Here is a 26,702-nt window from a genome sequence, read left to right as displayed (position 1 = left end):
GTTTGGTTCCGGCCCCATGTGGTCGTGGAGGCGCAGCTTCGATAGTTATTTTGCGGCCTGCTCGTAGAATTCAGCTTCGGCGTCCCAGGCCGATGTTTCACTCCAGCCCAGTCCCGCCCCGTCAATCCGGTCGGTGTTGATCCGGACCATCGGTTCGGTGAAGTCCTCCTGCTGCAGCAACGTGACGGGGCAGGCAACGCCAAGGCGGGATGACATTTCAGCGGCGAAGCGTTGCGCGAAGGCGCCCTGGCTCTCGACGTAGAAGCTCGGATGGAGCTTCGCTATGCCCTGATGCAAGGGCACGCTCTCGGCAAAGGCCGCATAGGCTGTCGCCAGCAAATCAACATGAATGTTGTCGCGCACGTACAGAGGTGTCCGTACCGCCGGAACTTCGCCCTTGAACCAGGTGCGTATCAAATAGCTGCAGAACCGCGGCTCCTCGAACGGTCCAATGGGGTTCGCGATCACGAACTTCCCAAGATTGAAATGCATGGTCTCGCTCAGGAAGCGATAGTATTGCCAGGTGAGGCCTTTCGACAGTCCGTAGGGTGAAAAAGCCCTGAGCGGCGCATCGCCGGCACCTTCGTCCTGCTCGAATACCGAGCCGGTGAGCACGACGCCTGCCGAGCCGCGATCCATCATCTTCTTCAGGACCGCAACAAGATTTTTCGTATTGTCGGCGACGGCGCCAATGACGTCGAAGTCCGGATTGCGGTAGTCGCCGGTTTGCGCCGCATGCTGGCACAGCAGATCCCATGAGCCGGTCCCGGCGAGATCGCGAAAGCGGGCCGAGCCAAACGGGCAATCTTCGACGACTTCAGCAACTCGGCGAAGCTCGGCAACGCGACTGCCGCGCAAGTCCGAATAATCGCTGCCCCTGAGGGGGGCGACGACGGTATGGCCTTTCGCGGCAAGGCTGCGCGCAAACCAAAGACCGGTAAACGAACTTCCGCCGGTCAGTAGGATTCTCACGTCAGGCCTCGCAGGGATTCGATGCCATGGAATACCGGGTCGAAGTCCGGCCAGCTGCTGTCCTTGGGCGAAACTTCAACGGGAGCCCGTGGCCACTCGATCCCAAATCGTGGATCGTCGAAGCGCAAGCCGCGCTCCTGCTCGGGGGCGTAGAACGCATTCACCAGATAGAACGCCTCGGTGTCGTCGGTGAGCGTCATGATGCCGTGCGCGAAACCCTGCGGAACGAAAATCATCGTTCGGTTTTCTGCGGTCAGTTCAACGCCGAACCACTTGCCGAAGGTAGGGGAGTCCGGTCGTAGATCGACGATGGCGTCATAGAGGGCACCGCGGATGCAGCGCACCACCTTGATCTCAGCGGCCGGCGCCAATTGATAGTGCATCCCGCGCAGGGTGCCGGCTTTCGCACTCAGGGAGTTGTTGATCTGAACGATCGGCATCGGCACGCCTGCCGCCTCGAATTCTTTCTGACAAAAAAAGCGTGCGAAGAATCCGCGGTCGTCACCGCGCTTTTCGAGTTCGATCGTGTAGGCGCCATGAAGCGGCGTTGGGTGAAACTTCACGATGTAAGCCTTTCAAGATTAATGCCAGCGGAGGTCGGCAGACAGCCGGCCCACCGCAATATGGTCCTTGAGCGTCTTGAGCCGCATCAGGGAGGATGTGCGAAACTCCTTGTCCGAGAATCCCATTCCGTTCAGCCCGGCTGAGAGGTTTCGGACGGACTGGGCGAGCGGGACCGCTGGGAGATGCGCAGGAGCCAGTTCGGCAAAAAGTGAAAAGTCGACCTGATAGGAGCGCAGATCCGGGGGCGCCGCAGTGTTGATGCTCACCCGGGTTCCGGGCAATTCGGCGGCCACGACCTGGGCCAGATCGCGGACTTGATAGTTTCCAGTATTGCTGCCGGCATTCACCACAAGAACCCGTCCGCCCTGGTTGGTATCACGTCCGATGGCCCATTCAATTGCCCGCGCCATATCGGATACATCGATCAGCGGCCGCCACGGTGTCCCGTCGCTGAGCACGGTAATCTCGCCCGTGGCCAGCGCACTCGCGACAAAGTCGTTCAAGACCAGATCGAGCCGCAGGCGATCGGACATACCGCAAGCGGTCGCAAACCTCAGGCACGTGACCGTCATTTCGCCCGCGTTGCTCGCGCGGAGCGCGTTTTCCATCGCGACCTTGGACCGTGCATAGGCGGTGAGGGGATTGAGCGAGTCGCTTTCGCGTTTTGGGCGACCTTCGGCGGCGCCGTAAATGCTGCAACTCGAAGCGAATACGAAGCGGCTGACGCCGCGCTGTTCCGCCATCTGCGCGAGCGCAACGCTGGCCTTTTCATTGATCGCTTCGGTGACGCCTTCGAACTCCTTGCCCATCGGGTCGTTGGAGATCGCCGCCAGATGGACGACGACATCGACGCCATCGAGCAGTTCCGGCGGAAAGTCACGAATATCGCCGAAATGCACGCGATCCAGCAGCGACTCGGGCAACCTGGTCGCTCCGGTAAGATTGTGGGCAAAGAATGCAGTGTCGAAGCCGATCAATTCGGCGCCTGGAAATTTCTGCCGGAGGTGACGCGTAAGGAGGGGGCCGACGTAGCCCATCGAACCGGTAATAAGAATACGCATGGAATCTTTCTTCTTTACCATTTTTTCCAGGGAGCTTTATTGCTTGACCAAAGATCTTCCAAATATCGCTTGTCGCGCAATGTATCCATCGGGTGCCAGAAGCCGTCGTGGAGGAACACGCTGAGCTGGCCAGCCTCCGCGAGATTCGTCATCGGTTCCTTTTCCCAGACGGTCGCGTCGCCTTCGATGTAATCGCCGACCTTGGGTGAAAGCACGAAGAAGCCGCCATTGATCCAGTTGCCGTCGCCGCGCGGCTTTTCCTGAAAGCCGGTGACGCGGGGGCCCTGATGGTTGATGGCGCCGAAGCGGCCGGGCGGCTGCGTGCCGGTTACGGTCGCCAGACGGCCCTCGCGGCGATGGAACGCGATGCTTTCGGTGATGTCGATATCGGCCACGCCGTCGCCATAGGTCAGGCAGAAGGCGTCGTCATCGCCGATATAGGGAAGGATTCGCTTGATGCGCCCGCCGATCATGGTTTCTTCGCCGGTGTCGATCAACGTCACCCGCCACGGCTCGGCGTGCTTCTGCAGAACCTCCATCCTGTTTTCACGAAGGTCGAAAGTGACGTTCGATTGATGCAGGAAGTAGTTGGAGAAGTATTCCTTGATCACGTAGCCCTTGTAGCCAAGGCAAATGATGAAGTCGTTGATGCCGTGGCTAGAGTAGATCTTCATGATGTGCCAAAGGATCGGCTTGCCGCCGATTTCGATCATCGGCTTGGGACGAACGTCGGTTTCCTCGGCAAACCGAGTTCCCAGGCCACCCGCCAGCAATACTGCGCGCATTAATTTGCCATTCAATACGTTGAGATTAATAGGTTTACCGGTATTCCCTACATGAAATGGCGAAGCCGCGCGAGGCCGCGCCGTCATTTCGTGACAGAATGGTTTATTTGATTTCGCCCGTCAATTTACGGGGGTTCCCTTGCGGGGAACGATGCGCGAGGTCCAGCAGGGTTCATTGCGTGCGCACGTTGAGATTGAATGCGGCCGAGTAAGGTTGACGGGTTAGCTTAATCGACGGCTTTGATTGAGCCCTTCATCGGCGAAGCTATGATGAAGCATGAAGCGAAATCACCTGCACCGGAAAGTCGTCACCAAGCGTAAATCGCGGGCCCGGCCCGAAGATCTCGCGCAAAGATATCGCGAAGTGTGCGAGCTCCGGCGCAAACTCGAATGCGTTACGGCCAAGGTGGCTTCGCTTCGTCCCAGACAACATTGAGGTGTGAACGCGCCGTCATTTATTCCAGCGCGATTTGCTTTCAATGCCGGAGTTCAGTCCGATGAGCCGATACAACCTGTTTCAAATCCCGTCGCTCAATCCCGAGCGGACGTGGGCGGACACCTGGCATCTCTGGACGGTCATGGTGCCGAGGCGCTCGATCACGGGGCGACTGTTGTGGGGCAAGGTATGGCGCCGGCACGACGGCAGGCGCTGGATCTACAAGAAATTCGTCGAGTACGAACCCGACGACCTCGTTTGATGGCGACCTTTGATGGATCGACTGCTTCGCTCAGGCGTTGCGGGACACGCCGTTGCGGCGTTCTGAGCGAAATGCCAGTGCAACGCCGATGGCGATGACGGTCATCGTTGCCAGCAGACTGGCCGGAGCGGTGCAGTTGATGCACGTCCCAACGATCGAGAAGGTCTCGCTCACGGGAGCTGTGACAAGGTTCATCATACCGTCATCCTGACATTCGGGTCCGAAAGCGCAGGACCAGAATTAAATATAGCAGCCTTGTCCCGATCCAGCCAGCCGCAGCGCGCGTTCCAGCCAGATCGGCGAGGCGAGCCTCATCCGCTCGGCGTCGGCTTTATATTGATGGGCCCGAAACGGACCCATTATCTCCCTGGTTATCCTCGCCGCGAGTTTTTCCCGGAGCATCTCGGGTCCGCACGCCTCCCGCGGCCCGGCCGATTTACTGTCGATTAACTATGATGTTTTACCAAATATTTACGCGCCAAAAATCGTTCACGGCGCGAAGTCGTTGGGGGTTTTACCTTTGTTGCCTTCTCGTAGCCTTGCGACGAGGTTAGCCGCCTGTTGGGCGGCAATACTCGTTGTGTCGGGCTGCACCACCACCACCCCCACGCCTTTGACCACGGTGTCACAACCCAGACTGGCTTCGGGACAGCCGGTTTCCCTCGAGCAAACCTATGCGTATGACGGCGGCCCTACGGGCGCCGTGCCGCTTCCGTCACCCTCATCGCCGGCCGTTGCCGTCATCGATGGCGGCAGCGGCAGCATGATCGGCGGGACATATTCGAAACGGAAGACCGCCGGCCCGGACGGGAACGTGGTTCTCAACCTCGCGAGCGTTCCCCTTCAGCAGGCCGCCAAGACCGTTCTCGGCGATATGATCGGCGTGAACTACGTCGTCGATCCTCGCGTCGACGGAGTCATTTCCGTGCAAACGACGCGTCCGGTCAGCAAGGCCGAGGCGATGGAGATGTTCCAGACCGCACTGGTGCCGATCGGCGCGGTGCTGGTGCAAAGCCGCGGCACCTACCGGATTGCGCCGGCCGACCAGGCGGCCACGGGCGTGATTGCGACCGGCGATGGCCCGGCCGAGAGCGCCATTGCCGGAAACGGCATTCGCGTCGTTTCCTTGAAATACGTTTCCGCCACCGAAGTCGCCCGCGTGCTGGAGCCGATGGTGCCGAAGGGCGCCATCGTCCAGGCCGACGATGCCCGCAACATCCTCGCGCTCAAGGGCTCCCCGGCGGAAATCGAAAGCATGCTCGATTCGATTTCAGTGTTCGATGTCGATGTCATGAAGGGCATGTCGTTTGCCGTTGTTCCGGTGAAAACGCCCCAGCCGGAAAAAATGGTCGACGAATTAAAGGCGATATTCGCGGCCGAGAAAGAGGGGCCGCTCAAGGGCCGTGTCAGGTTCATTGCAAACACGCGGCTTGGCGCGATTTTGGTCGTGACCTCGCAGCCGAGCTATTTGCCGAGGGCGCAGACCTGGATCAGGCGGCTCGACGCCAAGGCGGCCGGCTCCGAGCGGCAGCTTCATGTCTATCAGGTGCAGAACCGGCCCGTCGCGGAGCTCGCGAGCGTGCTGCAGTCGATGTTTGCGAATGAAATGAAAGTGGTGAAGCCGCCGACGCGCAGCGTCTCTCCGCGGTCGAAGCAGGCGAGCTTCTCCGGAAGCTCGGCAAAATCGCCCGGACCGGGCGGCGCGACGGCGGATATCGATCAGGGCGCGGCGATCGGGCTTCGCGGTGTAAGTCCCGGCAACGATCTGCAAAGCCTGCAGCGCGCACTGAACAACGAGCCGGAAGCATTGGCGCCGGATTCGATGGAGCCATCTCCGTCCTCCAATGGGGTGGGCGGTGAACCGCCGCTCAAGATCGTCGCCGACGAGACGAAAAACTCGCTTCTCATCATGGCCAATGAGCGGGACTACCAGCGCGTGCTTCGTGTCATTCAGGGGCTCGATGTCGTCGCAAGCCAGGTCCTGATCGAAGCTGTCATCGCGGAAGTGGTGCTTAACGACAAGCTGCAATATGGCGTGCAATGGCAGCTATCGAAGAAGGGCACGCCGACCGCCTCGTTCTCGAACGCGCTGACCGGCGGCGTCGCATCGGTCTTTCCCGGGTTCAACTATGCTGTCAACGCAGCCAGCATCGCGTCGACGCTCAGCGCATTGAACGCGATTACCCGCGTGAATGTCATTTCGACGCCTTCGCTGATGGTTCTCGACAACAAGACGGCGAGGCTGCAGATCGGCGATCAGGTACCGATCACCACGCAGACCGCGACCAGCACCGTGACGGCCCAAACGGCGATCGTCAATTCGATCACCATGCAGGATACCGGCGTGATCCTTTCGGTAACGCCGCGCATCAATGAGAGCGGCAGGGTGCAGCTCGAGATCGAGCAGGAAGTCAGCGCCGTGGTGAAAACCACCTCATCCGGCATCGACTCGCCCACTATCCAGCAGCGCCGTGTGAAGACCACCGTCGTCGTCAACGACGGCGAGGTTTTGGCGCTCGGCGGCATGATCCAGGAGCAGGCCAACAAGAGCAGCAACCAGATTCCGCTGCTCGGCGATATACCCGGGCTTGGCGCTGCGTTCTCCAACCGGGGCGACCAGGTTCAGAAGACGGAGCTCGTCATCCTGATCACGCCCAAGGTTGTCCGCGACGGCACGGAAAGCCGTCTCGTGACCGAAGAATACCGGCGGAAGATGCATGTCTACATGCCGCACACGACCTCGCGCGAGCGTACGCCGGCCAACACCATGCAGCGGATAATTTCACAGTGAAGCGCCGAGCGGCCATAAGAAATTTCTGGCTGTTGTCGAGCATGGCATGCTCGCTGGCGGGCTGCGTGACCTATGCCGCTCCGATCGAGCCGCCGCCGCCCTATGCCGTCCTGCCCGTTGATGAATCGATGAGCTGCAACGGCATCGCGGCCTCGTTCCGTTACGCGGCGCGGCGCGCCGCCCGGCTGGAGTATTGGCTGGCGGTGGGGCCCTTGGCGGGCTACGGCTACGAACGCTACCCGCTGGATGCGCCCAAGCAGCTCATCGATGAACGCAGGCGGCTCGACGCGCTCGCCGATCTGCAGCGCTACAAGGGCTGCACCGTGATGGAGCCGGGCCCTGCCGTCGTCGAGGAGCGCTTGAAGCTCGAAGGCTCGGTCCGTCCGCCGCCGCCACCACCTCTGCCGCCGCCGCCGGTCGTGCTCAATTCAAAAGGCTAGGACGCTGACTCATTGGCGCGCAGTTGGGCTCAACATGCCCGGCCAAGGAGCGCTTTGGTCGCGATGCGCCCGAAAGCGGACGCGTTATGCTCACTTTGAGTTTTGTCGTTCGTGACCCACAACGGACAACCCCCACTTCCCGCACTCATCGGGTGATGACCCCCGTTGTTGGCGCCGCAATAGCAACGGCCTAACCTCACAGGCATCCAGCGTATCAAGGAAGGACACTGTGGTGATGTCGCGCTCGCTGAAGACAGGCAATCTTACCGGGTCTGTACTTGTGGTCATGGACCCTAGCTATGGAGAACGGCTCCGGCAGATGTGGCAGCCCGGAAGGCCTGCGTGGATTGCGATGAGTCCAATAAACGAGCCGACGGTTCGTTCGTTGTGGACCTCTCATCCGGACACCGATTACTTGACCGGGATTACCGCGTTCAACTTTGATCCTGATGCGCTTCCGGAGAACAGCTTCTTAAACTATCTGGGTACAATCGACCTTCATCATGGTCCCTACTCAAGCGAGACCCCCTACACGGCTCTCGAGGTGATTGGAGCGCGACTAGCAATCGATGTGAGGGAGGCTCTGGCTGAACTAGGGTTCGATGAATTCGTCGAACACCCGGATGGGTTCAGCGCCCGACGCAGCACGGAAGAAGCCAGGAAGGTGCGCGATTAGCCTGCCATCGATTTTGCTCGCCCTTTCCGACGAGGTGATCGGATAGGGGCCCATGTCCGTTCATGGCACCTTTGAGACATGGCGACCGGCACTGACGATGTCCGTTTCCAGGGGAGGACCGGAAGCAGTCGGCCGACGGCCAAAGTGACGCGTTTGACCCAACTGAGACAACCCTCTTCTTTAATGGCAGCACCACCATTGGGCGACCGGCCTCGCGGACCCCGTTGATACGTCTCTTTTTTGTTCAGCAACTTGCCAAGCTATTGACCGGCGATCACTTCTTTGAAACGGTGCCATATATTAAACTTAGAGGCTTGAAATGAAAATTAAATCGATTGGGTTAATGATTGGCGTGGCTCTCGCGGCATCGGTATCGCATGCGTTAGCGGATACGTACCTATACAACGGTAATACGCTCTCTAACGGAGGCCATATCGATGCATCTGTTGAGTTAGCTTGTACGGGCTGTGGCGCGGGTAACTATGCTTATGCTACCGGCATCAGCTCTTTTTCGTTAACCCAGTATTCTAGTACAAACACCCCAATCGCTACGCTATCCACTAGTACACCCGGGGTTATCACATCCAATTTCAACCAATATGTCACCTTGAACGGCGCAGGGGCCGTCACAAGCTGGGTTTTGATACTTGATAATGCCGACTATACGACCGAAATTTATACTTTAGGTCATGGGCTTTTTGGGACACAGGATTTTGGATCGTCAGGCCACGCCTTCGTTAACGACACGCCCGGCACTTGGACTCTTTCCCCTGCGGCCATTTCCGCTGTTCCCGAACCATCCACTTGGGCAATGATGATGCTGGGCTTCGCGGGCGTCGGCTTCATGGCTTATCGCCGCAAGTCAAAGCCAGCCCTGATGGCCGCCTGATCCACGATCATCAGGGTTGAATTGAAGAGCCGCCTTCGGGCGGCTTTTTGTTGGCGCTTGATGACCGTGCGATGTCGCCTGTTGGCCCGAAGGCGAAGTGCCGCGATGTCCGCTCCCGCGCCGCTGTTGGGGGAGAAGCAGACATCAGGTGGCCGACTCGCAGCAACCGACTTTATGAGTATGCACCCTAGCTGCAGCTTTGAGTCGAAGGAAGGTCAGCTTGCCGCCGCGTCGCGAACGCGCAGGCACGCGCGCGCCGCGCCTTGGGGGCTTTCCTGCCGCGCGCTTGATGAATCGATGTCTCCGCGGCGCCATTCGCGGATGACGTAGGGGCGTCCGTTGCCGCCCTCCAGCGAGACCAGCGCCTCGCGGATGAAGCGTGCGCCATCCGAGGCGCTGATATCCGCGCGGATGGTCATGCTGCCGCCCACCGGCAGCCCTCGCTTGGCCGTCGTCTGCTTCGGCTCGACGTTGAGCAGCCTGAGCATGGCGGGCGAGGCGGCTTCCATGTCGGGCTCCGGCCGTCCCGAGCGAACCGTGACATGGCGAAGCGCGGCGCGAAACAATCGGGGCGACATGCCGTCGATCTGGTCCAACTGCATGATGGTCGTGAAACGCGTTTCGGCAGGCCCCGTGGATGGCATGCCCTGTGCCTTGGGCTTGCGGAACTCGACGATCTGCGCGGCGATGCGCATGCCCCTCGACTGATCGCCCGTGAGCGCGGTGAAGAGGCGCGTCAAGGCGGCTGGGCTCGCCGTGTTCAGGTCGATTTTTCCGGTCTCTTCCTCGACCGTGATCGTGGCGCGTTCGCCGCCGGGCAATCGGCACCGTAACGGAAAATTAACGGCTTGGTCGGGCGCAGCGGCCAGCGCTGTGGCAATCACCAGGTTGACGGCGCTTTCTGCCGCCATCTCGGCTGCGGTCACCGAGGCGTAGTTCGAGGATGTCTTGGTGCGGTAACGCGCGCCGACGATGACAGCCATTCCAAGCAGCGTAATCAGGCCCAAAGTCCAGATCACGGCGACCAGCGCGAAGCCCGATTGGCCGGCCCTGGCGCGGGGCAGGGAAGGGCATTCCGGCCGGTCGAGGGCAGGACGTCGGTTGGTTCGGGCCTTTGGCCGATTTGCCACGTCGATAAGCCTTGCTGGGACGGCCAGCGGGCCTGACCTTGCATCTTCGGCCGATATTTACGCGGGAATGGCAAACAAAGCGTCAAACAGCTTGTGTTAATCAAAACCCCCTAGAATCGCGCCGACGCAGACCCCACCGCCGAGCGCGCGAATGTCATTCGATATCCAGCAATTGTTGCGCCCGGCCGCGCCGCCAAGCCGGGGAACAGAATTGCCGAGGCCAAGGGACGGCGGCTTCGCGCAGGCGTTTTCCGACCTTCTGGTCGGCAAGGACCTGGTCGATGCCGCCGCTGTCGGCCGGGCACGGCGGGCCGCCGAAGCGGCTTCCGAACGTTTCGATCTCGTACTGGTTAAACTCGGTCTGATTTCCGAGGCCGACCTCTGTCTGGCCTACGCCACCTATTGCGGTCTTCCACTGATCGAACCGGCGGATCTCCCGTCCCGGCCCGTTTTGGCGGACCGCTTGCAGTTCTCTTTCCTCAAGACCAATCGGATCCTGCCGATCTCGTTCGACGGCCGGCGCCTGTTGATCGCCACCGCCGATCCCTTTGTCGACGAGTCCGTAAAGGCCATCAGCTACATGCTCGACGTGCGCGTCGATCTCGCCGTGATCGCTCCGGCGGAAATCGAGCGCGCCTTGCGGACGCTGTATCAGGACGCGGCGTCCGAGATCCAGCCCGAGGAAACCGACGACATCGCGATATCAGGCAACGACGGCAGCGAATTCGACGTCGAGCGCCTGCGCGATATCGCCAACGAAGCGCCGGTCATCCGGCTGGTGAATCAGATCATTGCGAGAGCCGTCGAGCGTGGCGCGTCCGACGTGCACATCGAGCCCGGACGCGATGCCGTCGCCGTTCGATTCCGCGTCGACGGATTTTTGCAGCAGGAGCGCCTCGTGCCCGCGACGCTGCGGGCAGCGCTGACGACGCGCGTGAAGATCATGGCCAAGCTCGACATCGCCGAGCGGCGATTGCCGCAGGATGGCCGCATCAAAACCGTGGTGCGCGGCGTTGAGATCGATATACGCGTCTCGACCTTGCCGACGGTGTTCGGCGAAAGCGTCGTGATGAGAATCCTCGACCGGACCCGGGTGGAGCTCGACTTCACCAAGCTCGGGCTCGACGGCAGGACGCAGGAATGCCTCCAACGCCTGATGGCGCTTCCGAACGGCATCATCCTGGTCACCGGCCCGACCGGCAGCGGAAAGACGACGACGCTCTACACCGCCTTGAAGGATCTCAATCGACCCGAACTGAAGCTGTTCACCGTGGAAGATCCGATCGAGTATCAGCTCTCCGGGATCAACCAGATCCAGGTTCAGCCGCAGATCGGTCTCGACTTCCCCACGGCGCTTCGCTCGATCCTGCGCCAGGACCCGGATATCGTCATGATCGGCGAAATCCGCGATCTTGAAACTGCGCGCATCGCCATCCAGGCGGCGCTGACCGGCCATCTGGTGTTCTCGACCTTGCACACCAACAGCGCGATTGCCGCGATCACGCGTCTGATCGACATCGGACTGGAACGCTACCTTCTTGCCTCGACGATCGCAGGCGTGATGGCACAGCGTCTGGTCAGAAAGCTTTGCCCGGTCTGCGCGCGACTGCACAGCGACAGCGAACGCGCGCATGGCAAGCTCAAGATGGCGATAGCAGGCAATCCGCGAATAGATTGGTCGCACAGCCGGGAGCCGGTTGGCTGCGAGGCGTGCGGCAATACTGGTTATAGCGGCCGCACGACGATATCGGAACTGCTGGTGGTCGACGACGCCATCCGCGAAACGATCGGAAGAAGAAGCCAGGACCAGCGCGCGGTCGAGCAGATCGCGCGTGAAGCAGGCTTTCACACACTCTACGAAGATGGCCTCCTGAAGGTCGGGGCCGGCGAGACTTCGCTCGAAGAAGTCCTTCGCGTCACGCGCGCGTCCTGAAGGGAGCACCGAGCCCTTGGCAATTTTTCACTACAAGGCGTACACGGAACGAGGCGCGGTCACCGTAGGGACGATCGTTGCCGAAGGCCTCGATGCCGCCGTCGACGCGCTCTACGGCTCGGGGCTGACGCCGTTCGAAACCTACGGCGTGGCCGACCGGACGGCGGAACGTTCGGGGCAGCCATCCGCGCCGGCGCGCGAAGCGGAAACGTCGGTCTGGAAACGCGAGCTCGTTCAATCGAATCGCTTCAGCCTGAAGGAACTGACGGCCTTTACGGTTGAGCTGGCTTCGCTGACCAATTCCGGGCTGACGCTCGATGCCGCGTTCCGGATCATCGCAGGGCCGGGCGCCGCGCCGAAAACCGCGCGTCTCGCCAACGGGCTTCTCAAGGACGTGCTGGCCGGATTGCAGCTTTCGGAAGCGATGGCGCAACGGCCGGACGTATTTCCATCGGACTACCGGGCCATTCTGGCCGCCGGCGAAGCCGGAGGCGTCACCGGGCAGGTCCTCAAGCAGATCGCCGAATTGCTGGCGCGCCGGCTCGAGATTCGCAACAAGATCGCGTCAGCGCTCGTCTATCCGATGATCCTGATCCTGATGTCGCTGGTATCGGTCGTGGTCATCGTGTTTGTGCTGATACCCAGCATCTCGCCGATCTTTGTCGATGCCGGCCTTCCGCTTCCGGGCATCCTGCATTTCTTCGAGGAGGTTCAGGACAATTGGCTGATGGTCCTGTTGGGGGTCGCCCTTGGCGGGGCTGCGGTTTTCCTGTTGTGGGGCAAGGCGAAGCAAAATCCGGAAGTTATGCTCGGTGCCGATCGCTTGAAATGCTCGGCGCCAGTGATTGGCGCGCTTATTCGGAACCGCGAAGCCGGTGGCTTTGCGCGTGCGCTCGGCACGCTGCTCGTCGCAAGGGTGCCGTTGATGTCCGCGATGCAGACCGCGCGTGCGCTCGTCACCAACCGGCACCTGAATGCGCTCTATGAGGGCGCCATCAAGCGTGTTCCGGAAGGCACGCCGCTGCACCGCGCGTTCGATAGCGACGGCCTGTTGCCGCCGGCATCGCTTCGTCTCGTGGCCGTCGGAGAGGAATCCGGTCAGCTCGGCCCCATGCTCATTCAGGTGGCAAGCGTGATCGAGGCCGACCTGCAGCGGCGCATCGAGCGCATGGTCGGCCTGCTGACGCCGGCTTTGACGCTCGTCATCGGCGGAAGCATCGGTGGGCTCATCATGCATGTGATGAGCGCCGTGCTGTCGATCAACAATCTCGCTTTCCAATGAGACGCCCCGCACGATCGTCAGCCGGGTTCACGCTGGCCGAATTGCTCGTGGTCATCGGGATCATCGGGCTTGTACTTGCCGGCACGCTGTCCGCCAAACCGAAGGCCGTGGCCACGCGTGTCGCCGTCACGGCCCGCTCCGTCACGGCGACGCTTCAGCTGGCTCGTGCGCAGGCGATGTCGAGCAATGCCGAAACATTGTTCCGGATCGACGTGGAGAAAGGCCGGTTCGGCTTGCCGAATTCCATGCACAATCTTCCGCGCGGAATGGTCGCCGCGGTGGTGGTTGCCGAGACGGAGCGTTCCGGCGATCTCGGCGGTATCAGATTCTATCCGGACGGCCAGTCCTCCGGCGGCGAGATCGCGTTGGCGTTGGATGGGCGGTCGGCGCGCATCGCCGTCAACTGGCTGACCGGCGAACCACGGTTGATCCAATGATGGGCGCGCGATCGAGACGGATGTTGGCGAGGCGCGACGGCGAGCGAGGTTTTGCCCTGCTCGAAATCCTCGTTGCCTTCGTCATCCTGGCGCTGGGGCTCGGCGCGATATCGACCGGCGTGGTGGTGGCGATGCGTTCCGATGCGCGCACGCAGGTCCATCGCACCGCGCTGCGGGTTGCGCAGTCGCGCCTCGAAGCCGCCGGCATTTCCGAGGCGCTTGCGCCGGGCTACCGGGAAGGTTTGGTTGCGAACAAATTCCGGTGGCGGCAGACCGTCACGGAACTTCGTCCGGCGAGCGACACGCGATCGGCGCAAGGCGCGCGGCCTGCGCCCGCAAATGGCGCCTTGCAGTCGTTCTGGGTTGAAATAGCCGTCGAGGCGCCGGACGGCACCGCCATCAAGCTCGCGGCGTTGAAGCTTGCGACCGAGGCGAAGCAATGATGCGCGCGGTCCGCAGCCGGCTGATCGCTCGCGTTGCTGCGCGCCGGAGGCGCGAGCAGGGGCTGACGCTGATCGAGTTGCTGCTGTCGCTCGCCATCCTGGCGATCCTGACGGGCTTTCTGGCCGGCGGATTGTCGATGGCGCGGCAGGCTTTCGGCGCCGATCGTGCGAGCGAGATCGGGAGTGAGACCAGTGCTGCGATCCAGACCGTAGCTGCCCTGGTGGGGTCAGCGCTCCCGGTCCGGTTTGACGGGGCAGGGCCAAAAGACGCCGTCGGGTTCGACGGTCGCGGCGAGGTGATCTCCTTCGTGGGGTTGAGCGAAGGGCGGTCGTTGCGAGGCGGGCCGCACAAGATCGTCTTGCGGCGGAGCGGCGGCGATATCGTCGCGGACTTCGTGCCGCTTAACGGGGCTCGCTCGAAGGAGAACCCCGAACCAGCCGCAACCCGGGTCGTGGTGCTGAGCGGCGTGCGTGAAATCCGAATTGGGTATTTTGGCACCGTCGACGCCAAGGTCAAGCCGGCCTGGCGCGCCGATTGGGTTCGCGCCGAGCGGCTGCCGGATCTGGTCTCGATCCGGATCGAATTTGAGGACGAGCGGAGTAACGAGCCCGCCACCGTGGTGGCGCTGCGGCAAGGCTAGCGCATGATGAGTCAGGTTGGGCCGTGACGACAGGCCATCTCGGCCCCGGATGCAAGCGGCCTCGGTGCTGCGAGCCGGGGACCATTCTACTTTGCATGGGGTTGTTTTCGCGATTTTGTATCTGGGACCTGCCATGTACCGCCGAAGTTTCGAATAATCGCGTCCAAACAAGACGGTAAACGAATGATCAAACCCAGTTAAAGCACGGACTGAGGGCCGCCGGGCACGTCACGCAGCTGGTGAACGGCGGCTCGTTACTCTTGTTAAAGAATTAGTAAATAGGCTTTCCCTCGTTCGAATCGAATGCCTCGATCCGCAAGTGACGCTCATGCCTGTCGCCGATCTTCCAGCCCGCGCCGGTGGCCTCCACGTCCTCACGGCGTGGGGCAAGGACTTTGCGCAGTGGTGGCTGTCGGGCTTGCGCGAGGCGGCTCCCCCGCGCTGGCGCGAATGGGCCGAGGGCGAGGCGAGGCCGCAGGTGACGCTTTGGCGGGATGGCGACAGCGTCACATGCCGTCTGGTGTCTTCCACGGGTCCAGCGGAAATCCGGATTCCATTGCCGCTATTTAACGCGGCTGCACTCGAGCAGTGGCTCATCGAGCAGGGCGTGTCGCGGGAGGCGACGACGGTTGCGCCGGTGATTTCGCGCGAGCTTTTCTTTCTGCGCGAGTTGAGTGTGCCCAAGGCGGCCTTTGGCGCCCTGCCCAAAATCCTTGACCAGGACATATTGCGGCGAACGCCATTCCAGCTTTCGGATATCTGGCATGCCGCAACGGCAATGGGCCAGGAATCGGACGGCGTTGTGCCGATGTGTCACTGGATCATCAGGCGTGATCGCGCCGAGGCGGCTTTATCGGAGCTCGGTCTGGCGTCACGGGATGTCGACTGTCTGGCGGTGGCAGACGCCGGCGGCGAGGCTGCGCCCGTCATCACGTTCCGCGCCGTCAGTGACGAAGATCCGGCGTGGGCGCTGCGGGCGGTTCGGCTGCTGGCAGTCACCGCGCTCGGCGCCGTCCTGCTCGGCCTTGTCGTGTTCGAATGGCGCCAGGCCAGCGTTGCCGCCGCGCTGGAGACGGCAGTTGTTGAGGCCCGGCTGTCAGCTCAAAGCGGCCGCGACGGCCTGGATCCCGCGGCGCGTTTGTTCGCGATGAAGGCTGACACCGGCATCCTTGCGGTGTGGGATGAGCTGTCGCGTATTCTGCCCGAACATACTTTTCTGACCGAAACCCGCATCGCCGACGGCACGGTGACGGTATCAGGGTTTTCAGCGGATGCCGCACGCCTGGTTCGCATCATCGACCAGTCGCCGCTGTTTTCGGGCGCGACCCTGACTTCGGCGATTACGCCGGATGCGAACGAGCGCAAGGATCGCTTCAGCATCGTGCTCAAGCTGCGTGGCGCGCGTGCGGCGACCGCAAAATCCCGGGCCGCGCCATGATTCAGAATCTGAAATTGGCGCGCGGGACGCCATTCCTGGCCTTCAATGCTGCCGCGATACTCTTTGTCGTCATCTTCTTCCTTGCACCGATCATGGCGCACTTTGCCGCGAGGGGCGAAGACATTTCGGACAATGCGGCGCAGCTTGCGCATTTCCAGAACGTGACGCGCGCGGCAAAGAAGTCGGCCGGCGTCGGGCGGTCCGGCGATCCTTTCCTTCCCGGCAGCGAAGAGCGCGTCGCCAGCGCCGACCTGCAGGCCAGCCTGAAGTCGATGGCGGCGAATGCCGGCGTCAACCTGCTCGCCATCCGCGGATTGCAGGGCGGGCGGTCCCAACCGTTGCACGTGATTGCCGTCAGCGTAGAGCTCGAAGGGCCGCTGAAGGCCATCAGGGACATGATCTTCACGATCGAGAATCAGACGCCGCTATTGTTCGTCCCTTCGGCCTCGTTCCGCAGCCTGGCGGACGGGGAGGACGGTCCGATCAGGGCGGAGCTCAGGGTTCAGGGCGCTATCCGCAACGGTTCGCAGCCTTCCGGAAGGGAGGCGGCCATGGGCGGCGGACAAGCCGGCCCTGGATCGGCCTCGGCGGAGCGGATGCCATGACGTCGTTGGTGCAAATGGTCCAGTTTCGGCTGTCGGGCCTGGCCGGTTCACCGCTGCAATTCGTAGCCGCCAGGCTCGCAGCCATGTTCGGGCGGACCGACCTGCCCAGCCGGAGCGAATTGACGGCGCTGCGGCCTGCGACGCGCGTCCTCATCCTGGGGTTCGCGGCCTGGATCGGACTGGTTGGCGTGATGACACTAAGCGCTGTGATTTCGCTTGAGCTGTCGACGGTCACGGCCCCGACCTGGTTTGGCAGCCGCAGCCCGGCCGCCAAGGCGTCCGAAGCGCGCGCCGCCGCGAGCTTTGAGAATATCGTGCAGCGCCCGCTGTTCTCACGAAACCGGCAAGGCTTTGTTGCGGCCGAGCCGGCCGCCGCGCCACCCCCGCCGATGGCGACCTTGGACTCCGGAATGACCCTGAAAGGGGTTTTCATGAGCGACGGGGTGGCGAAGGCCTTCCTGATCACGACGCAAAATCCGCTGGGCGTGTGGGTTCAGCTCAATGGGCAAATCGACGGCTGGCGCGTCGCCGCGGTGACCCCCGAGCACGTAGTGTTGGAGGGGCAGGGCGAGAAGCTGACCGTTCCCCTTCATGCGAGCGGGAGATGATGCGCGCGCTCCGCAAGACCCTTGATCGTACCAGCCGTTTTTTCCGTGATGCGCTGGCGTGGCGGCCGCCAGAGCGGCAATACCTTGTGGTGGCATGGGGTCTGATCGCCGGCGCGGTCTGGTTCGCCATCAGCCTTGCAGGGGATCCAGGCTGGGCACTGCCCGCCATCGCAGGCTGCTACCTCGTCGTTCTGTTGGCATCCGTTTGCGCCATTGACGGCCGCTACGGGATCATTCCGGACAGCATGGTCCTGGCGCTGGCCGCCGGCGGCGCGCTACAGGCCTATCTGTGGGGCGCGGCGGACTTCTGGTGGCGTGGATTTGAGGCTGTGCTGGTCTTTGCTGCCGCCTCCCTGTTCCGCGCCGGCTATCGCTGGCTGCGGGGCCATGACGGCCTGGGTTTCGGCGACGTCAAATTCGTCGCGGCAGGCGCCCTTTGGATCGGCGCGGAAGGAATTCCCGGCTTGCTGTTGATTGCGGTGGTCTCCGCCCTGGTAAGTCTGCTGATCCTGAGAGCGCAAGGACATGACCTGCACGGCAGGCAGGCTATCTCGTTCGGGCCTCACCTTGCCGTCGGCCTTTGGTGGGTCTGGGTTTTGGGACCGCAGCCGATTTAAAGCCGGGCGGTCTTCAGGACCGCCCGCCGCGCGGGATCTCAAGTTGATGAGCGCAAGAAAAAAGCCGCCCGAAGGCGGCCTTTCGCATTCAATGACGAAGATGGGATCAGGCGGCCAGCACGGCCGGCCGTGATTGCCGGCGATAGGCCATGAAGCCGATACCGGCGAAGCCAAGAATCAACATCGCCCAGGTCGAGGGTTCGGGAACAGCGTTGACCTGTATCGAGACGTCGCCCAACAGCTCCCTGTTCGCGCTGAAGAGCTTGAGATCGAAGGTGTAGACGCCGGAGAGATAGGGATTGAAATTCAGCGGGCCTCCCAGAAAAGCGAAAGCAAGGTTTTCGCTGTTCTGATAGAGCGGGCCGCCGATCGGCTTGTTGTCCGGGATTATCTTCGGATCGAACGCCAATACCCCTCCGGGACCGGTAATCGTCAGCAACGAATAGGTACCTGTCAGCGAACCAGGATTGACCGAGAACTCGAAATTCCAGAGTGCCACGCCCTCTTTGATGCCAACCGGAGCAATGTAGAGATTGCCCGTCGGCGTAATCGCCCCGACCTTTCGAATAGAGGCACGCAATCCGAGTTCGACGCCGTTGGCCTCCGTGTCGACCGCGAAATGGCCGTTGCTGGTGCCGGTCCCCTGGTGCCAGCCCGAGGCCAAATTCTGATCAAACGTGACGACTGCCGAGGCGCTGCTGACAAAAGAGGTCAATGCAAGCGCGGCCCCCAGACCGATCAAACCCAGCGACGGAAAGCGCATAATTCCCCCCATTTATTATTGGTTGTATTTTCCTTAAACACGTTTCCTTTAATTTGAGTCAATCTCAGGTGGGGATAACACTTCGTTGCACGTGAACCCCACGTCTATCAACCACCCTGGCGCTTGTTTGGAGCAGAGGACCACGTGAGATCGGACTGCTAACCTCGGCGAAGCGTCAACCGGCATTTTAGCCGCGGAACCAGCGGGTTAAGTCAGGACAGCCCCAATCGCTCAGGACGACTTATCCTTGGCGAACCACAGCCGATGCGTGATTCTCGCGAATAGGATGCCGGCCGCTCCGCCGGCCATTTTCTCCAGCGCATCGACCATTGTCCCGTGACGATCCGGCGTCATGGTCTGCGCAAGTTCGAGAAGAACGGCGCCTCCGAGCACCACACAACAAACCAGCAGCAGCTTGTGGGGGTAGGCATGGGCAAACAACGCGCCGAGCAGGGCGAACGCCAGGACATGCTCGAAATGGGCATAAGTCCGCATTTCCGGACCCATCAAGATCGGTGCAAGCTTGAAATAGATCGAGTACATGAATCCGACATGCGTCAACGTCCCATAAGCGATCGCGATGACGGCAATCCACGCAGCTATCGCAATTAGCTTGGTGACGATCTTCCGGTTCATGCTGAACTTGTGCAATGGCGTTCGCTTCCGCGCGAATGAATTGGCAGCTTAACCTTACCGCGGCGAAGCATTCGGTGAACGGTCTCGTTTGTCGACCCTCGCACTTGCCTGCAGTAGCCACCAGTTCTTACGCGCGAACGGCGGCGCGCGGGGGAATACTTGCCTTTCCGCTCGCCGGTTGCTTTTGGCGTCCAGGCTGAGCGTATGGTCACCGGTTCGACGCTCCCAGCGACTATCCGTCCGGGTCCGGCGAGCACGCGGACGCGGAATTCGGTCGGTGCGTTTGGCGCGTTCTGCGTAGTGCCGTTTATTTAATATAATTAAAGCAGGTTGATCTGATTAAAAAGCTCCAAAAATAAAATCCCGACGCGGCCTTGCCGCTGGGGATTTAGATTCGCCTCGCACATTAAGCCGCCGGACAAAAAAGAAGCCGCCCAATCGGGCGGCTTCCAACTCAAGTACGGCTAAAATCAAGCGAGACGAAAGCCGGTCTTCTTCGAGGTTTCCCGGCGGCGATAGGCCAGAAAGCCAACTCCGACAAAGCCCAGGATCATCATCGCCCAAGTCGATGCCTCAGGGACAGCCGCCACCGACGCGTTATCGACCACAAAGTCTGCCGCAGGAACGCCCTGCCCATGGAAATTCAGCGAGAAAGTATAGGGACCAGCACTGGCCGTGAAAATAGCCGAGTAAAGGGTCCATCCGCTCGCCAAAGTCTTGGCCGTGAACAGCGGGGAGAGCAACCCGTCCACGTTCGACTGGAGGGTAGCGTCGAATGCGTTATTCCGGCCATTGTTGGGGGAATAGAGCTCGAAGCTTACCTGATAGTTCTGACCCTGCGTCAGGCTGATCGACTGGGAAATCGACTGGGTGGCAGTGTCCGAAACGAAGTAAGCGCCATAGGTACCACCATTGGGCGCCGTGGGGACAGGCTCCCCGAATACGCCGGTGGGATAGTTGCCGGGTTGATTGTAGGCAACAACGACCTGAGGATAGGTAGCGTCGCCGCCAGTGTTCACCGTCCAATTGGCGAAATTCCCTGATTCAAACCCGCTGTTTAGAAGCACATTCGCCTGTGAGGCGCCGCTCTGAAGCAGAACGCCAATTAATGCAGCGCCAGTAAATTTGAGCAGCTTATTCATTTTTTCACTCCTGGAATTTAATAAGATATTAATATCTGCGAATTCTAGCCGAGTCAACCGCGGCGCACAACATTCCAATCATTCGTCTATCATTTTTTAGGCTGTTTTTGTCATTTTTAAACCAGGAAGGTCAATTTCGCAGCAAATCCAATCGGACCATCCCAATTTAGCGGCTTTGGCCGGCAATTTGCCGCTCCAATGTTGCTGGAGATGATTCCACTGGAACGACGAAAACTTGTCTCGGCTAGGTATTATTCAAAATTTAGCCCATCTTTTCAAGGGCAATTAACGTTTTTCCACCTTATGGCGCCGTCGAGCCGTGCGGTGCTTGTGAGCGCGGTGCCTGGCAGAAACCTTCGCACATACGTGCACTTTAAATGCGGGGAGATCGAAATCGTCAAAAACGAGACTAAAACTCGGAAACTGGACGCAGCCAGGTCGCTATTGTCGAAGTAGGCCGGTCGCCCTTCGATCTTTGCCGAACGCGAGCCTGTTCGGCAAAAGAACCCTGGAAGGTGAAGCGGTCACGTCTATCGGCGGCTGCTTTGCTCTAGGACTTCCAAAAAAAATCGAACGTTGACCGGTATTGTTGGCTGGTGAACGCTAGCTGTTGGGGTTAGGTCTTGGCTCGCGCCTCAGGAAACGTTTTGATTTGCGCCCAGTACGCGGGCTCTCACATCACGAGCAGTTCCTGCCTCCTCCTGTGCCAAACGTTCAAACTGCTCGGTTAAAGCTTGTTGGATACGCCATTCAACAGGTCATCCAGCCCGTCGTCGGTCGATGGACAACTTTAAAATAGACTACCGGATTGGGGGCCGGTTTCGATCAGAACGGGCCCCTGACGGAGCCCCGAAAGCATAGGTAGAAAAAACCCACCAGCCAGCTGCAAAGAAAATCTGCCGACCCATTCCATTTTGCGAGCTTATCGACGCATCTCGGGAACGGCAAGTGAGCCACAACTCCGAGCTACTCATAGTCGACCGTGACCATGTCGTGCCGCAAGAAACTTCAAGCCACTCGACTTCTCGAGAAAGCTTCAGGCGTTGCCCAAACGGGCTCTCTTGCCGAAGCGATAGAATCAGACCGCATTTGAGCAGCCCTGGTAGATGATGGCATTGAGCAAATTGCAGGAAAAGGTTGAGAGCGAAAAGTCATGTTCTTCTAAAATAGAGCTGCGTTGAACTGTCGCCCCTGCCGATCAAATGCTTAATCTCGCGCTTAGCCACCCTGACAATATCAGGGGTGACGTGTGCCGACCCCTTTTTCAACAATGTAAAGCCATTTCGTTCCGCGATGGACTTCAGCGTAATACGCGTGAACGCGTTGATGTGCTCAAGCGGATGTATCTTTAGATAATCGTAATGGGCTTTGATGTCGGTCACGCCGGTACAATCTGGCGTTTCAAGAATCAAAAGCCCGCCCGGAACGATCACCTTCGCTAGCGCTGAAAGGGTTTCCGAAGGTTCATCCAAATGCTCGAGGACTTCGAACAAGGTTATGACGTGAAACTTGGGATGCTCGCCCATCGCTTCGAGCGAAGGATAGATGCGAAAACTCGCGCCTTGCGCTCTCGGATTTGAGCGATCTACGCCGACTCCATCGAAGCCGAATAGGGCGCAGACTTCAAGGAACTTGCCCCAACCGCAGCCGAAGTCGAGGAGGCGAACAACATCGTCACCGCGGATCGACCTGGTTAATTGTTCTATTCGCAGAACGTGCTCGACGTAAGAACGCGCCGCTTCGAACCGACGGCGGTGTTTCGGACCTAGACGGCTCTCGAATTCCGCTATGGCGTCGGCACTCATCCACTCATCGAAGCGCTTTTTGTTCCATGCGTCGGTCAGAATGCGACGGTGGAACACCTGCGAGCAGTCGTCGCATTTGACCAGCGACCATTCGGCGGTCTCAAAATAGGGGCGGATGTCGTCACCGCTTGGGTCCGCAGCAATGAAATCAGTCAATGGCTTGTCGCTGAAGCGACCGTGCGAGAGTTCGCTAAAACGAATTGACTGGCAATTTATGCAGTGCGTCCGTTCGTCGAATTCGGCCTGTGATTGTGTGAGCATGTAGACTCCAAGGTCACGGCTGGCATTTAAAGATCGGATAGCTCAGTGCGGCACGCTTATCATCGGAATCGGCGGTGGTTTAAAGTTAGTCGATCAACCCAGGTGCTCCGCCCGCTTTTTAGTAGGAGGGAATGCTCGTTGATCCAGATGAGCCTCAAAAATCATTTTGGAGAACGACGCCCTGCCTCAAATTGCCTCATTTATGTCTTGAGCGGATATTCTCGCAGCAAGGACATTGTCCTCAATTGTTCGGCCATTCCGGGATTTGAAGTCAAGACCACCCAACCCCTTCTTGCTCCAGTTTCTTCCCTTGATCGAGTTGTGGGGTAGAAACAAGATAGTTTTGGGAGGCCGGAGCTCCGAACATAGGCGAGGGTTAGTTCCTTGTCTGGCGCATAGTGGTCAAAGCCATAACCCGCATCGTCCTCCACCTTGAAATCGTCGATCAGGACGACGGCGTTGGTATAGTGATTGAAAATCAATTCGAGTTCCTCCCGCAAGGGGAGATGATTTTCCCAATGAGAATCTAGATAGAAAAATTGTCGCGCGTCCTTCTCCACCGACCCGAGGGCAATCCGTTCCTTCAAGAACGGGATCGAGGATTGCAAGTAAACTTTCGCGTTCGTGAATCTGGCCAGCCGGGCTCGTGAAAAAGTCCAATAGCGTTCCGCAAGTTCGACTGTTTCGAATGGAAGGCCAAATTGAGCAAACCACTCAGCGGTAGTGCCGCGAAATGTTCCAGTCTCGACAATTCTTTCAATGGCGAGCACGTGAATGATCTGGCGCGTGGCCTCCAATCTGGAGGTCATGCCGTTCATCGCGAAACCCCAAGGATAGAACTTGCCTTTGCTGCGAGAATAGTAGTCCGCAAGGCCAATGACGCGTTGAAAATTCATAACGCCACCGCAAAGTGATTATGTAAAGCAACCATATATGACGCTTCCCGTGCAGGTGATATTGGAAGATCCGCATTTTTAAGTGCTTCTGAAAACAAATCCATTGGTAAATCTGCCGTAGATTGGGGGCGTTAATTAGCCCGTCGTGATGCCATCTGCTGAACGATCGCGATACATACGCCGCAATGCCGCGCTTGATAGCTGCGTCTTCTCATTTTCGCACTTTGTACCGGTTCAGGGCTACTTTCGAGGTAATTGAATCTTTAACCTTACCTTGGATGGACAAAGTCAAAAGGAATTTTCCGAACTTTGCCGACCTGCAGGCGACGGTAAACTTTCCAATAAACGAAACCATCGATTGCGGGCCGATCGCTTAGGCGGAGTCCAATGGATTTTCGATAAGATTGCCGAAAGACAAAATCAACAAATACGGGTGGGTCAGGTGTTTGCGGATCGGCGAAAAAGCGAACGTCGCTCCTGTCAGGGGGCGGCAAAGATTCAATTCGGGGTCGGCACGCTGCCGCGCGATTGCACCATCACGGACATATCTGACGGCGGCGTGCGGGTGATCGCTGAAAATCTCGATGTGCCTGAGGAGTTCACGCTGATCCTTTCAACGGGCCGCCCGCGTCTGTGCCGGCTGGCATGGCGCATCGGGTGCGAATTCGGCGCTCAGTTTATCGACCATCTGGCTACGGCTCCGTCACAACACTCCGCTCCACGGGGCAGCGCGAGGACACCGGAATATGCGTAAGGCACATTCAGCTCTGTTTGCGCTTTCGCTGGCGCTTGTGATCGTCCCGGACATCGCGGCCGCAGGCGACGCGTTTGTCGTTGCCCCGGGATTTCGCGGGTTTGGCTATCCGGGCGGGTACGGCTACGCGCGCCTGTACGGTCATCCATTTGACGACGGCTACGATTATCCGTTCGGCTATGGCGAGTATGCCGAATACGGTCCGTGGGCCTACCGCCGCGATGGTGCGTGCTATGCGCTGCGAAGGGTATGGACCGTCAGGGGCTGGCGGCAAAGAGCGGTGAGAGTCTGCGATTAAGCGCAAGGTTCGATCCGGCGCGATCCCGCCCGTCTGCGCACGCGCCTAGAAATCAAATGCCCAGGCGAGGCTATGCAGAAGCAGCCACGACCAGCCGATCATGGCTGCGGCGATGGCAAACAGGTAGGTGAACCGGGCAACGCGTGAACGCATGACGCTACTTCGACGCAAGCCGGTTGACATCGACCGGCGCCCGTAGCGCGGCCTGGGTCCGGAAGACGGCCTGGCGCAGCCTCACTACTTCTGCGTAGCGGTCGCTCAGCGACTTCTCGGCCGGCAATTCCCTGACATCTTTTGGTTTGCTCAAACGCTGGCGCTTCACGAAATGCTCCGCGAGTTCATACAATCAATTTGGCCGAATACGGCAACTCAAAAGCAACCATAGTTTCCCGCGCGTCGTTCGCAACGCAACTCGCGCGTTAAGCTTGATACCCGCGCAAAACGTTAAATCGGGAACCTCGCTACGGCGCTTGCGTGATGTACCGTCGATCCCGGATGCTCGAACCATCGCCGCCGTTTCGCAGAAGGCAGTACAATCGCTGAATGGATGCTGAACGATCAACCCTAATGCGGGCACGTTCCGAAACCGGCCTATCTGGACGCCGCTGCCGGTGCCCCACCCATTTTCGTATGCCATGGCCAGGTCGAGAGGATGCGCTCCGCGTCGGCTTCGAGAAGCTTTCGCTTCGCGATGACTTCTTCCTTCACAAGCCGGAGGTCTTCGTCCTGATAGAAGAAATCGGAGCAGCGTGAATTGTAGTCATTTGCAAGTGCGTTATAGGCGCGGATGTCTTCGGGCCCCCGGACCTGCTGCTTGACCACACGCAGCCGTTCTTCCTGAAAATGACAGTAACGAACATATTCGCGCGGAAAGCGTTGGCCTTTGCCGACCGGGGGAAGCAACTCCGGTTCCGTTTTCGGCTGAGGCGGATTGGGTGCCGAGGCGACAGAGAATGCTGTTCCAAGATCGAGAGCCCAATACGCACCCAGAAGTGCAAGCATGGCCAGCAGCGCCGCAGCCGCGAGCATGCCCTTCTTGACATGACGGAAGCCGCTGCTTCCTTCGGGCACTTTGAGATCCGGGTCCGGACCGACATCGTTCGAAGCGGCGCGCTGCATATCGCGCAGTATTTCTCCGACTTCAGCGAGCCGTGCGGCCGCATCCGGAATTGATCCGAAAGCGTCAAGCGCGTGATCCAGAACCTCCTGCGCCCTGGGATAATGGTGTCGGCGACTCAGAACGCCGAGCAAGCCAAAGATGCGATCGGGAGTGACGTTCATCCCCGGCTCGCTGAACCCCTGGTGCGCGTCCAGCAACAACGCGGGCTCGCAGAGCGAGGCCCACAGATGCAGCGCCTCTGCCAGTCCCTCCATCGAGGAGGCGTCGTCCGGTCGTTGCTCGAACGATTGGCAGGCATTGTCGACCTGCTGGTCAGCGTTGGAGCGCATCTCTCCAATGGCGCGCCGATAGACTGCCAAGAGGAGGGAATGCGTCTGGATGAGCGGCTGTTCGCGCGTTGCAACGATCCGGCGAGTGGCCTCCAGCAGCGGTTCTGCGGCACTTTCGACCGGGTTGTAGGCGTCGATAACGGCCATGCAATGTGTGTTGAGCAGATCGTTCAAGCCATCCCTTACGCTCGCTAGCGATGGCGGGGCCCAGCCGGCGCGATGCCGGAGCGCCTGCAGGGCCTGATAGGTTTCCATGACATCGATGGAACTGTGCGCGTCAATCAAGGCAAGGAGCAGTTCGCTCGATGCGCCGCAGCGAGTCGCGTAACGCGCAATGAAATTGGCCCTTGAGATCGGTGCAAACTGAGCCGACGTCTGCAGTATGTCTTCGTCGGAAGCGTCGGCAGGCAGATCGGCGTAAAAGAGATCGACGCGATCGGGCATGCTGCCGAGGGGATAGGCGAGCTCGCCAGGCAGGCGCCGGGTCGGGTCCAGAACATTTTCGTATGCTTCCGCCAGACTGCTCTCCGGCGCGATACGCATCTCTCGCGCCTGCGCGAGAGCGGCCTCGATCTCCGGGGCCGTTGCGGCAGGATCGATTCCCAGGAGGCGGAATGGCTGAGTTGACGGATCAAATCCGGAAGGGGGGCTAACGTAGGCTGAATTGATTGCCATATCCGGGATATCC

Annotated in this window: 28 protein-coding genes and 1 pseudogene; 16 read left to right on the top strand and 13 right to left on the bottom strand. The window is 60.0% G+C overall.

Features of this window, described 5'->3' with window-relative positions; genetic code table 11:
- Positions 1–45 precede the first annotated feature (45 nt).
- The 4 genes from IVB05_RS33415 to rfbF are packed head-to-tail and all read right to left on the bottom strand — an operon-like array spanning position 46 to position 3,382.
- Positions 46–972 (bottom strand): NAD(P)-dependent oxidoreductase, encoded by a 927-nt coding sequence (locus IVB05_RS33415; RefSeq protein ID WP_247780249.1) that lies wholly within the window; start codon positions 970–972, stop codon positions 46–48.
- Positions 969–1,535, bottom strand: a complete 567-nt coding sequence (gene rfbC / locus IVB05_RS33410) for a dTDP-4-dehydrorhamnose 3,5-epimerase (RefSeq protein WP_247780248.1) — start codon at positions 1,533–1,535, stop codon at positions 969–971. The genes IVB05_RS33415 and rfbC overlap by 4 nt, the downstream gene beginning before the upstream one ends.
- 18 nt (positions 1,536–1,553) lie before the next feature.
- Entirely contained in the window at positions 1,554–2,597 is a 1,044-nt protein-coding gene (locus IVB05_RS33405) for an SDR family oxidoreductase (RefSeq protein ID WP_247780247.1), read from the bottom strand.
- 14 nt (positions 2,598–2,611) lie between these two features.
- The gene (gene rfbF, locus IVB05_RS33400) at positions 2,612–3,382 is read right to left on the bottom strand and encodes a glucose-1-phosphate cytidylyltransferase (RefSeq protein ID WP_247780246.1); all 771 of its coding nucleotides are present in this window, start codon (positions 3,380–3,382) and stop codon (positions 2,612–2,614) included.
- A 497-nt stretch (positions 3,383–3,879) separates the two neighbouring features.
- Between rfbF and IVB05_RS33395 the strand changes: the two genes are divergently transcribed.
- Positions 3,880–4,080 (top strand): hypothetical protein, encoded by a 201-nt coding sequence (locus tag IVB05_RS33395; RefSeq protein ID WP_247780245.1) that lies wholly within the window; start codon positions 3,880–3,882, stop codon positions 4,078–4,080.
- A 30-nt stretch (positions 4,081–4,110) separates the two neighbouring features.
- Here the strand turns inward: IVB05_RS33395 and IVB05_RS33390 are convergent, their stop codons facing one another.
- Positions 4,111–4,278 (bottom strand): hypothetical protein, encoded by a 168-nt coding sequence (locus IVB05_RS33390; RefSeq protein ID WP_247780244.1) that lies wholly within the window; start codon positions 4,276–4,278, stop codon positions 4,111–4,113.
- Between the two features lie 565 nt (positions 4,279–4,843).
- On the opposite strand from IVB05_RS33390, the gene gspD reads away from it, so the two are divergent.
- The 4 genes from gspD to IVB05_RS33370 all read left to right on the top strand — a co-directional run bounded on the left by gspD (position 4,844) and on the right by IVB05_RS33370 (position 8,876).
- Positions 4,844–6,871: a type II secretion system secretin GspD gene (gspD, locus tag IVB05_RS33385; protein ID WP_247780243.1), complete on the top strand. Its 2,028-nt coding sequence runs from the start codon at positions 4,844–4,846 to the stop codon at positions 6,869–6,871.
- Positions 6,868–7,311, top strand: a complete 444-nt coding sequence (locus IVB05_RS33380) for a hypothetical protein (RefSeq protein ID WP_247780242.1) — start codon at positions 6,868–6,870, stop codon at positions 7,309–7,311. The genes gspD and IVB05_RS33380 overlap by 4 nt, the downstream gene beginning before the upstream one ends.
- A 235-nt stretch (positions 7,312–7,546) precedes the next feature.
- Positions 7,547–7,987 carry a hypothetical protein gene (locus IVB05_RS33375; RefSeq protein WP_247780241.1) on the top strand — a complete coding sequence of 147 codons (441 nt, stop codon included), beginning with the start codon at positions 7,547–7,549 and terminating at the stop codon, positions 7,985–7,987.
- Between the two features lie 319 nt (positions 7,988–8,306).
- The gene (locus IVB05_RS33370) at positions 8,307–8,876 is read left to right on the top strand and encodes a PEPxxWA-CTERM sorting domain-containing protein (protein ID WP_247780240.1); all 570 of its coding nucleotides are present in this window, start codon (positions 8,307–8,309) and stop codon (positions 8,874–8,876) included.
- A gap of 215 nt (positions 8,877–9,091) precedes the next feature.
- Here the strand turns inward: IVB05_RS33370 and IVB05_RS33365 are convergent, their stop codons facing one another.
- The gene (locus IVB05_RS33365; RefSeq protein ID WP_247780239.1) at positions 9,092–10,006 is read right to left on the bottom strand and encodes a type II secretion system protein GspK; all 915 of its coding nucleotides are present in this window, start codon (positions 10,004–10,006) and stop codon (positions 9,092–9,094) included.
- A gap of 151 nt (positions 10,007–10,157) precedes the next feature.
- On the opposite strand from IVB05_RS33365, the gene IVB05_RS33360 reads away from it, so the two are divergent.
- The 9 genes from IVB05_RS33360 (at position 10,158) to IVB05_RS33320 (ending at position 18,010) form a co-directional block, all read left to right on the top strand.
- Positions 10,158–11,939 (top strand): ATPase, T2SS/T4P/T4SS family, encoded by a 1,782-nt coding sequence (locus tag IVB05_RS33360; protein ID WP_247780238.1) that lies wholly within the window; start codon positions 10,158–10,160, stop codon positions 11,937–11,939.
- Positions 11,940–11,955: 16 nt separating this feature from the next.
- The gene (locus tag IVB05_RS33355; protein WP_247780237.1) at positions 11,956–13,221 is read left to right on the top strand and encodes a type II secretion system F family protein; all 1,266 of its coding nucleotides are present in this window, start codon (positions 11,956–11,958) and stop codon (positions 13,219–13,221) included.
- Entirely contained in the window at positions 13,218–13,658 is a 441-nt protein-coding gene (locus IVB05_RS33350; protein WP_247780236.1) for a GspH/FimT family pseudopilin, read from the top strand. The genes IVB05_RS33355 and IVB05_RS33350 overlap by 4 nt, the downstream gene beginning before the upstream one ends.
- Before the next feature lie 20 nt (positions 13,659–13,678).
- Positions 13,679–14,101: a type II secretion system protein gene (locus IVB05_RS33345; protein ID WP_247780235.1), complete on the top strand. Its 423-nt coding sequence runs from the start codon at positions 13,679–13,681 to the stop codon at positions 14,099–14,101.
- Complete coding sequence (locus tag IVB05_RS33340) at positions 14,098–14,742, top strand: prepilin-type N-terminal cleavage/methylation domain-containing protein (protein ID WP_247780234.1); 645 nt, start codon at positions 14,098–14,100, stop codon at positions 14,740–14,742. Before IVB05_RS33345 ends, IVB05_RS33340 begins: the two co-directional genes overlap by 4 nt.
- Positions 14,743–15,070: 328 nt before the next feature.
- Entirely contained in the window at positions 15,071–16,180 is a 1,110-nt protein-coding gene (locus IVB05_RS33335) for a PilN domain-containing protein (protein WP_247787213.1), read from the top strand.
- Entirely contained in the window at positions 16,177–16,785 is a 609-nt protein-coding gene (gspM, locus tag IVB05_RS33330) for a type II secretion system protein GspM (protein ID WP_247780233.1), read from the top strand. Before IVB05_RS33335 ends, gspM begins: the two co-directional genes overlap by 4 nt.
- The gene (locus tag IVB05_RS33325; protein ID WP_247780232.1) at positions 16,782–17,393 is read left to right on the top strand and encodes a hypothetical protein; all 612 of its coding nucleotides are present in this window, start codon (positions 16,782–16,784) and stop codon (positions 17,391–17,393) included. The genes gspM and IVB05_RS33325 overlap by 4 nt, the downstream gene beginning before the upstream one ends.
- Entirely contained in the window at positions 17,390–18,010 is a 621-nt protein-coding gene (locus IVB05_RS33320; RefSeq protein ID WP_247780231.1) for an A24 family peptidase, read from the top strand. Before IVB05_RS33325 ends, IVB05_RS33320 begins: the two co-directional genes overlap by 4 nt.
- Positions 18,011–18,116: 106 nt before the next feature.
- Here IVB05_RS33320 and IVB05_RS33315 read toward each other — a convergent pair whose 3' ends face one another.
- The 5 genes from IVB05_RS33315 to IVB05_RS33295 all read right to left on the bottom strand — a co-directional run bounded on the left by IVB05_RS33315 (position 18,117) and on the right by IVB05_RS33295 (position 23,513).
- Entirely contained in the window at positions 18,117–18,773 is a 657-nt protein-coding gene (locus tag IVB05_RS33315) for a PEPxxWA-CTERM sorting domain-containing protein (RefSeq protein ID WP_247780230.1), read from the bottom strand.
- Positions 18,774–19,004: 231 nt separating this feature from the next.
- Positions 19,005–19,409, bottom strand: a complete 405-nt coding sequence (locus IVB05_RS33310; RefSeq protein WP_247780229.1) for a VanZ family protein — start codon at positions 19,407–19,409, stop codon at positions 19,005–19,007.
- A 470-nt stretch (positions 19,410–19,879) separates the two neighbouring features.
- Positions 19,880–20,551, bottom strand: a complete 672-nt coding sequence (locus IVB05_RS33305) for a carbohydrate binding domain-containing protein (RefSeq protein WP_247780228.1) — start codon at positions 20,549–20,551, stop codon at positions 19,880–19,882.
- A gap of 1,151 nt (positions 20,552–21,702) precedes the next feature.
- Entirely contained in the window at positions 21,703–22,617 is a 915-nt protein-coding gene (locus IVB05_RS33300) for a class I SAM-dependent methyltransferase (protein WP_247780227.1), read from the bottom strand.
- 200 nt (positions 22,618–22,817) lie between these two features.
- Positions 22,818–23,513, bottom strand: a complete 696-nt coding sequence (locus tag IVB05_RS33295; RefSeq protein WP_247780226.1) for a hypothetical protein — start codon at positions 23,511–23,513, stop codon at positions 22,818–22,820.
- A 442-nt stretch (positions 23,514–23,955) separates the two neighbouring features.
- Here IVB05_RS33295 and IVB05_RS43825 point away from each other — a divergent pair.
- Positions 23,956–24,198, top strand: a pseudogene (locus IVB05_RS43825) (PilZ domain-containing protein); the annotation flags it as partial.
- Positions 24,199–24,259: 61 nt separating this feature from the next.
- A complete protein-coding gene (locus IVB05_RS33285; protein ID WP_247780224.1) occupies positions 24,260–24,565 on the top strand; it encodes a hypothetical protein in 306 nt (101 codons plus the stop codon).
- A gap of 157 nt (positions 24,566–24,722) precedes the next feature.
- Here IVB05_RS33285 and IVB05_RS33280 read toward each other — a convergent pair whose 3' ends face one another.
- The gene (locus IVB05_RS33280; RefSeq protein ID WP_247780223.1) at positions 24,723–24,887 is read right to left on the bottom strand and encodes a hypothetical protein; all 165 of its coding nucleotides are present in this window, start codon (positions 24,885–24,887) and stop codon (positions 24,723–24,725) included.
- 269 nt (positions 24,888–25,156) lie between these two features.
- A complete protein-coding gene (locus tag IVB05_RS33275) occupies positions 25,157–26,689 on the bottom strand; it encodes a hypothetical protein (protein ID WP_247780222.1) in 1,533 nt (510 codons plus the stop codon).
- Positions 26,690–26,702: the final 13 nt, after the last annotated feature.

It is taken from the genome of Bradyrhizobium sp. 170, assembly GCF_023101085.1.
Lineage (GTDB): Bacteria > Pseudomonadota > Alphaproteobacteria > Rhizobiales > Xanthobacteraceae > Bradyrhizobium.
This window is presented reverse-complemented; position numbering and strand designations above follow the sequence as displayed.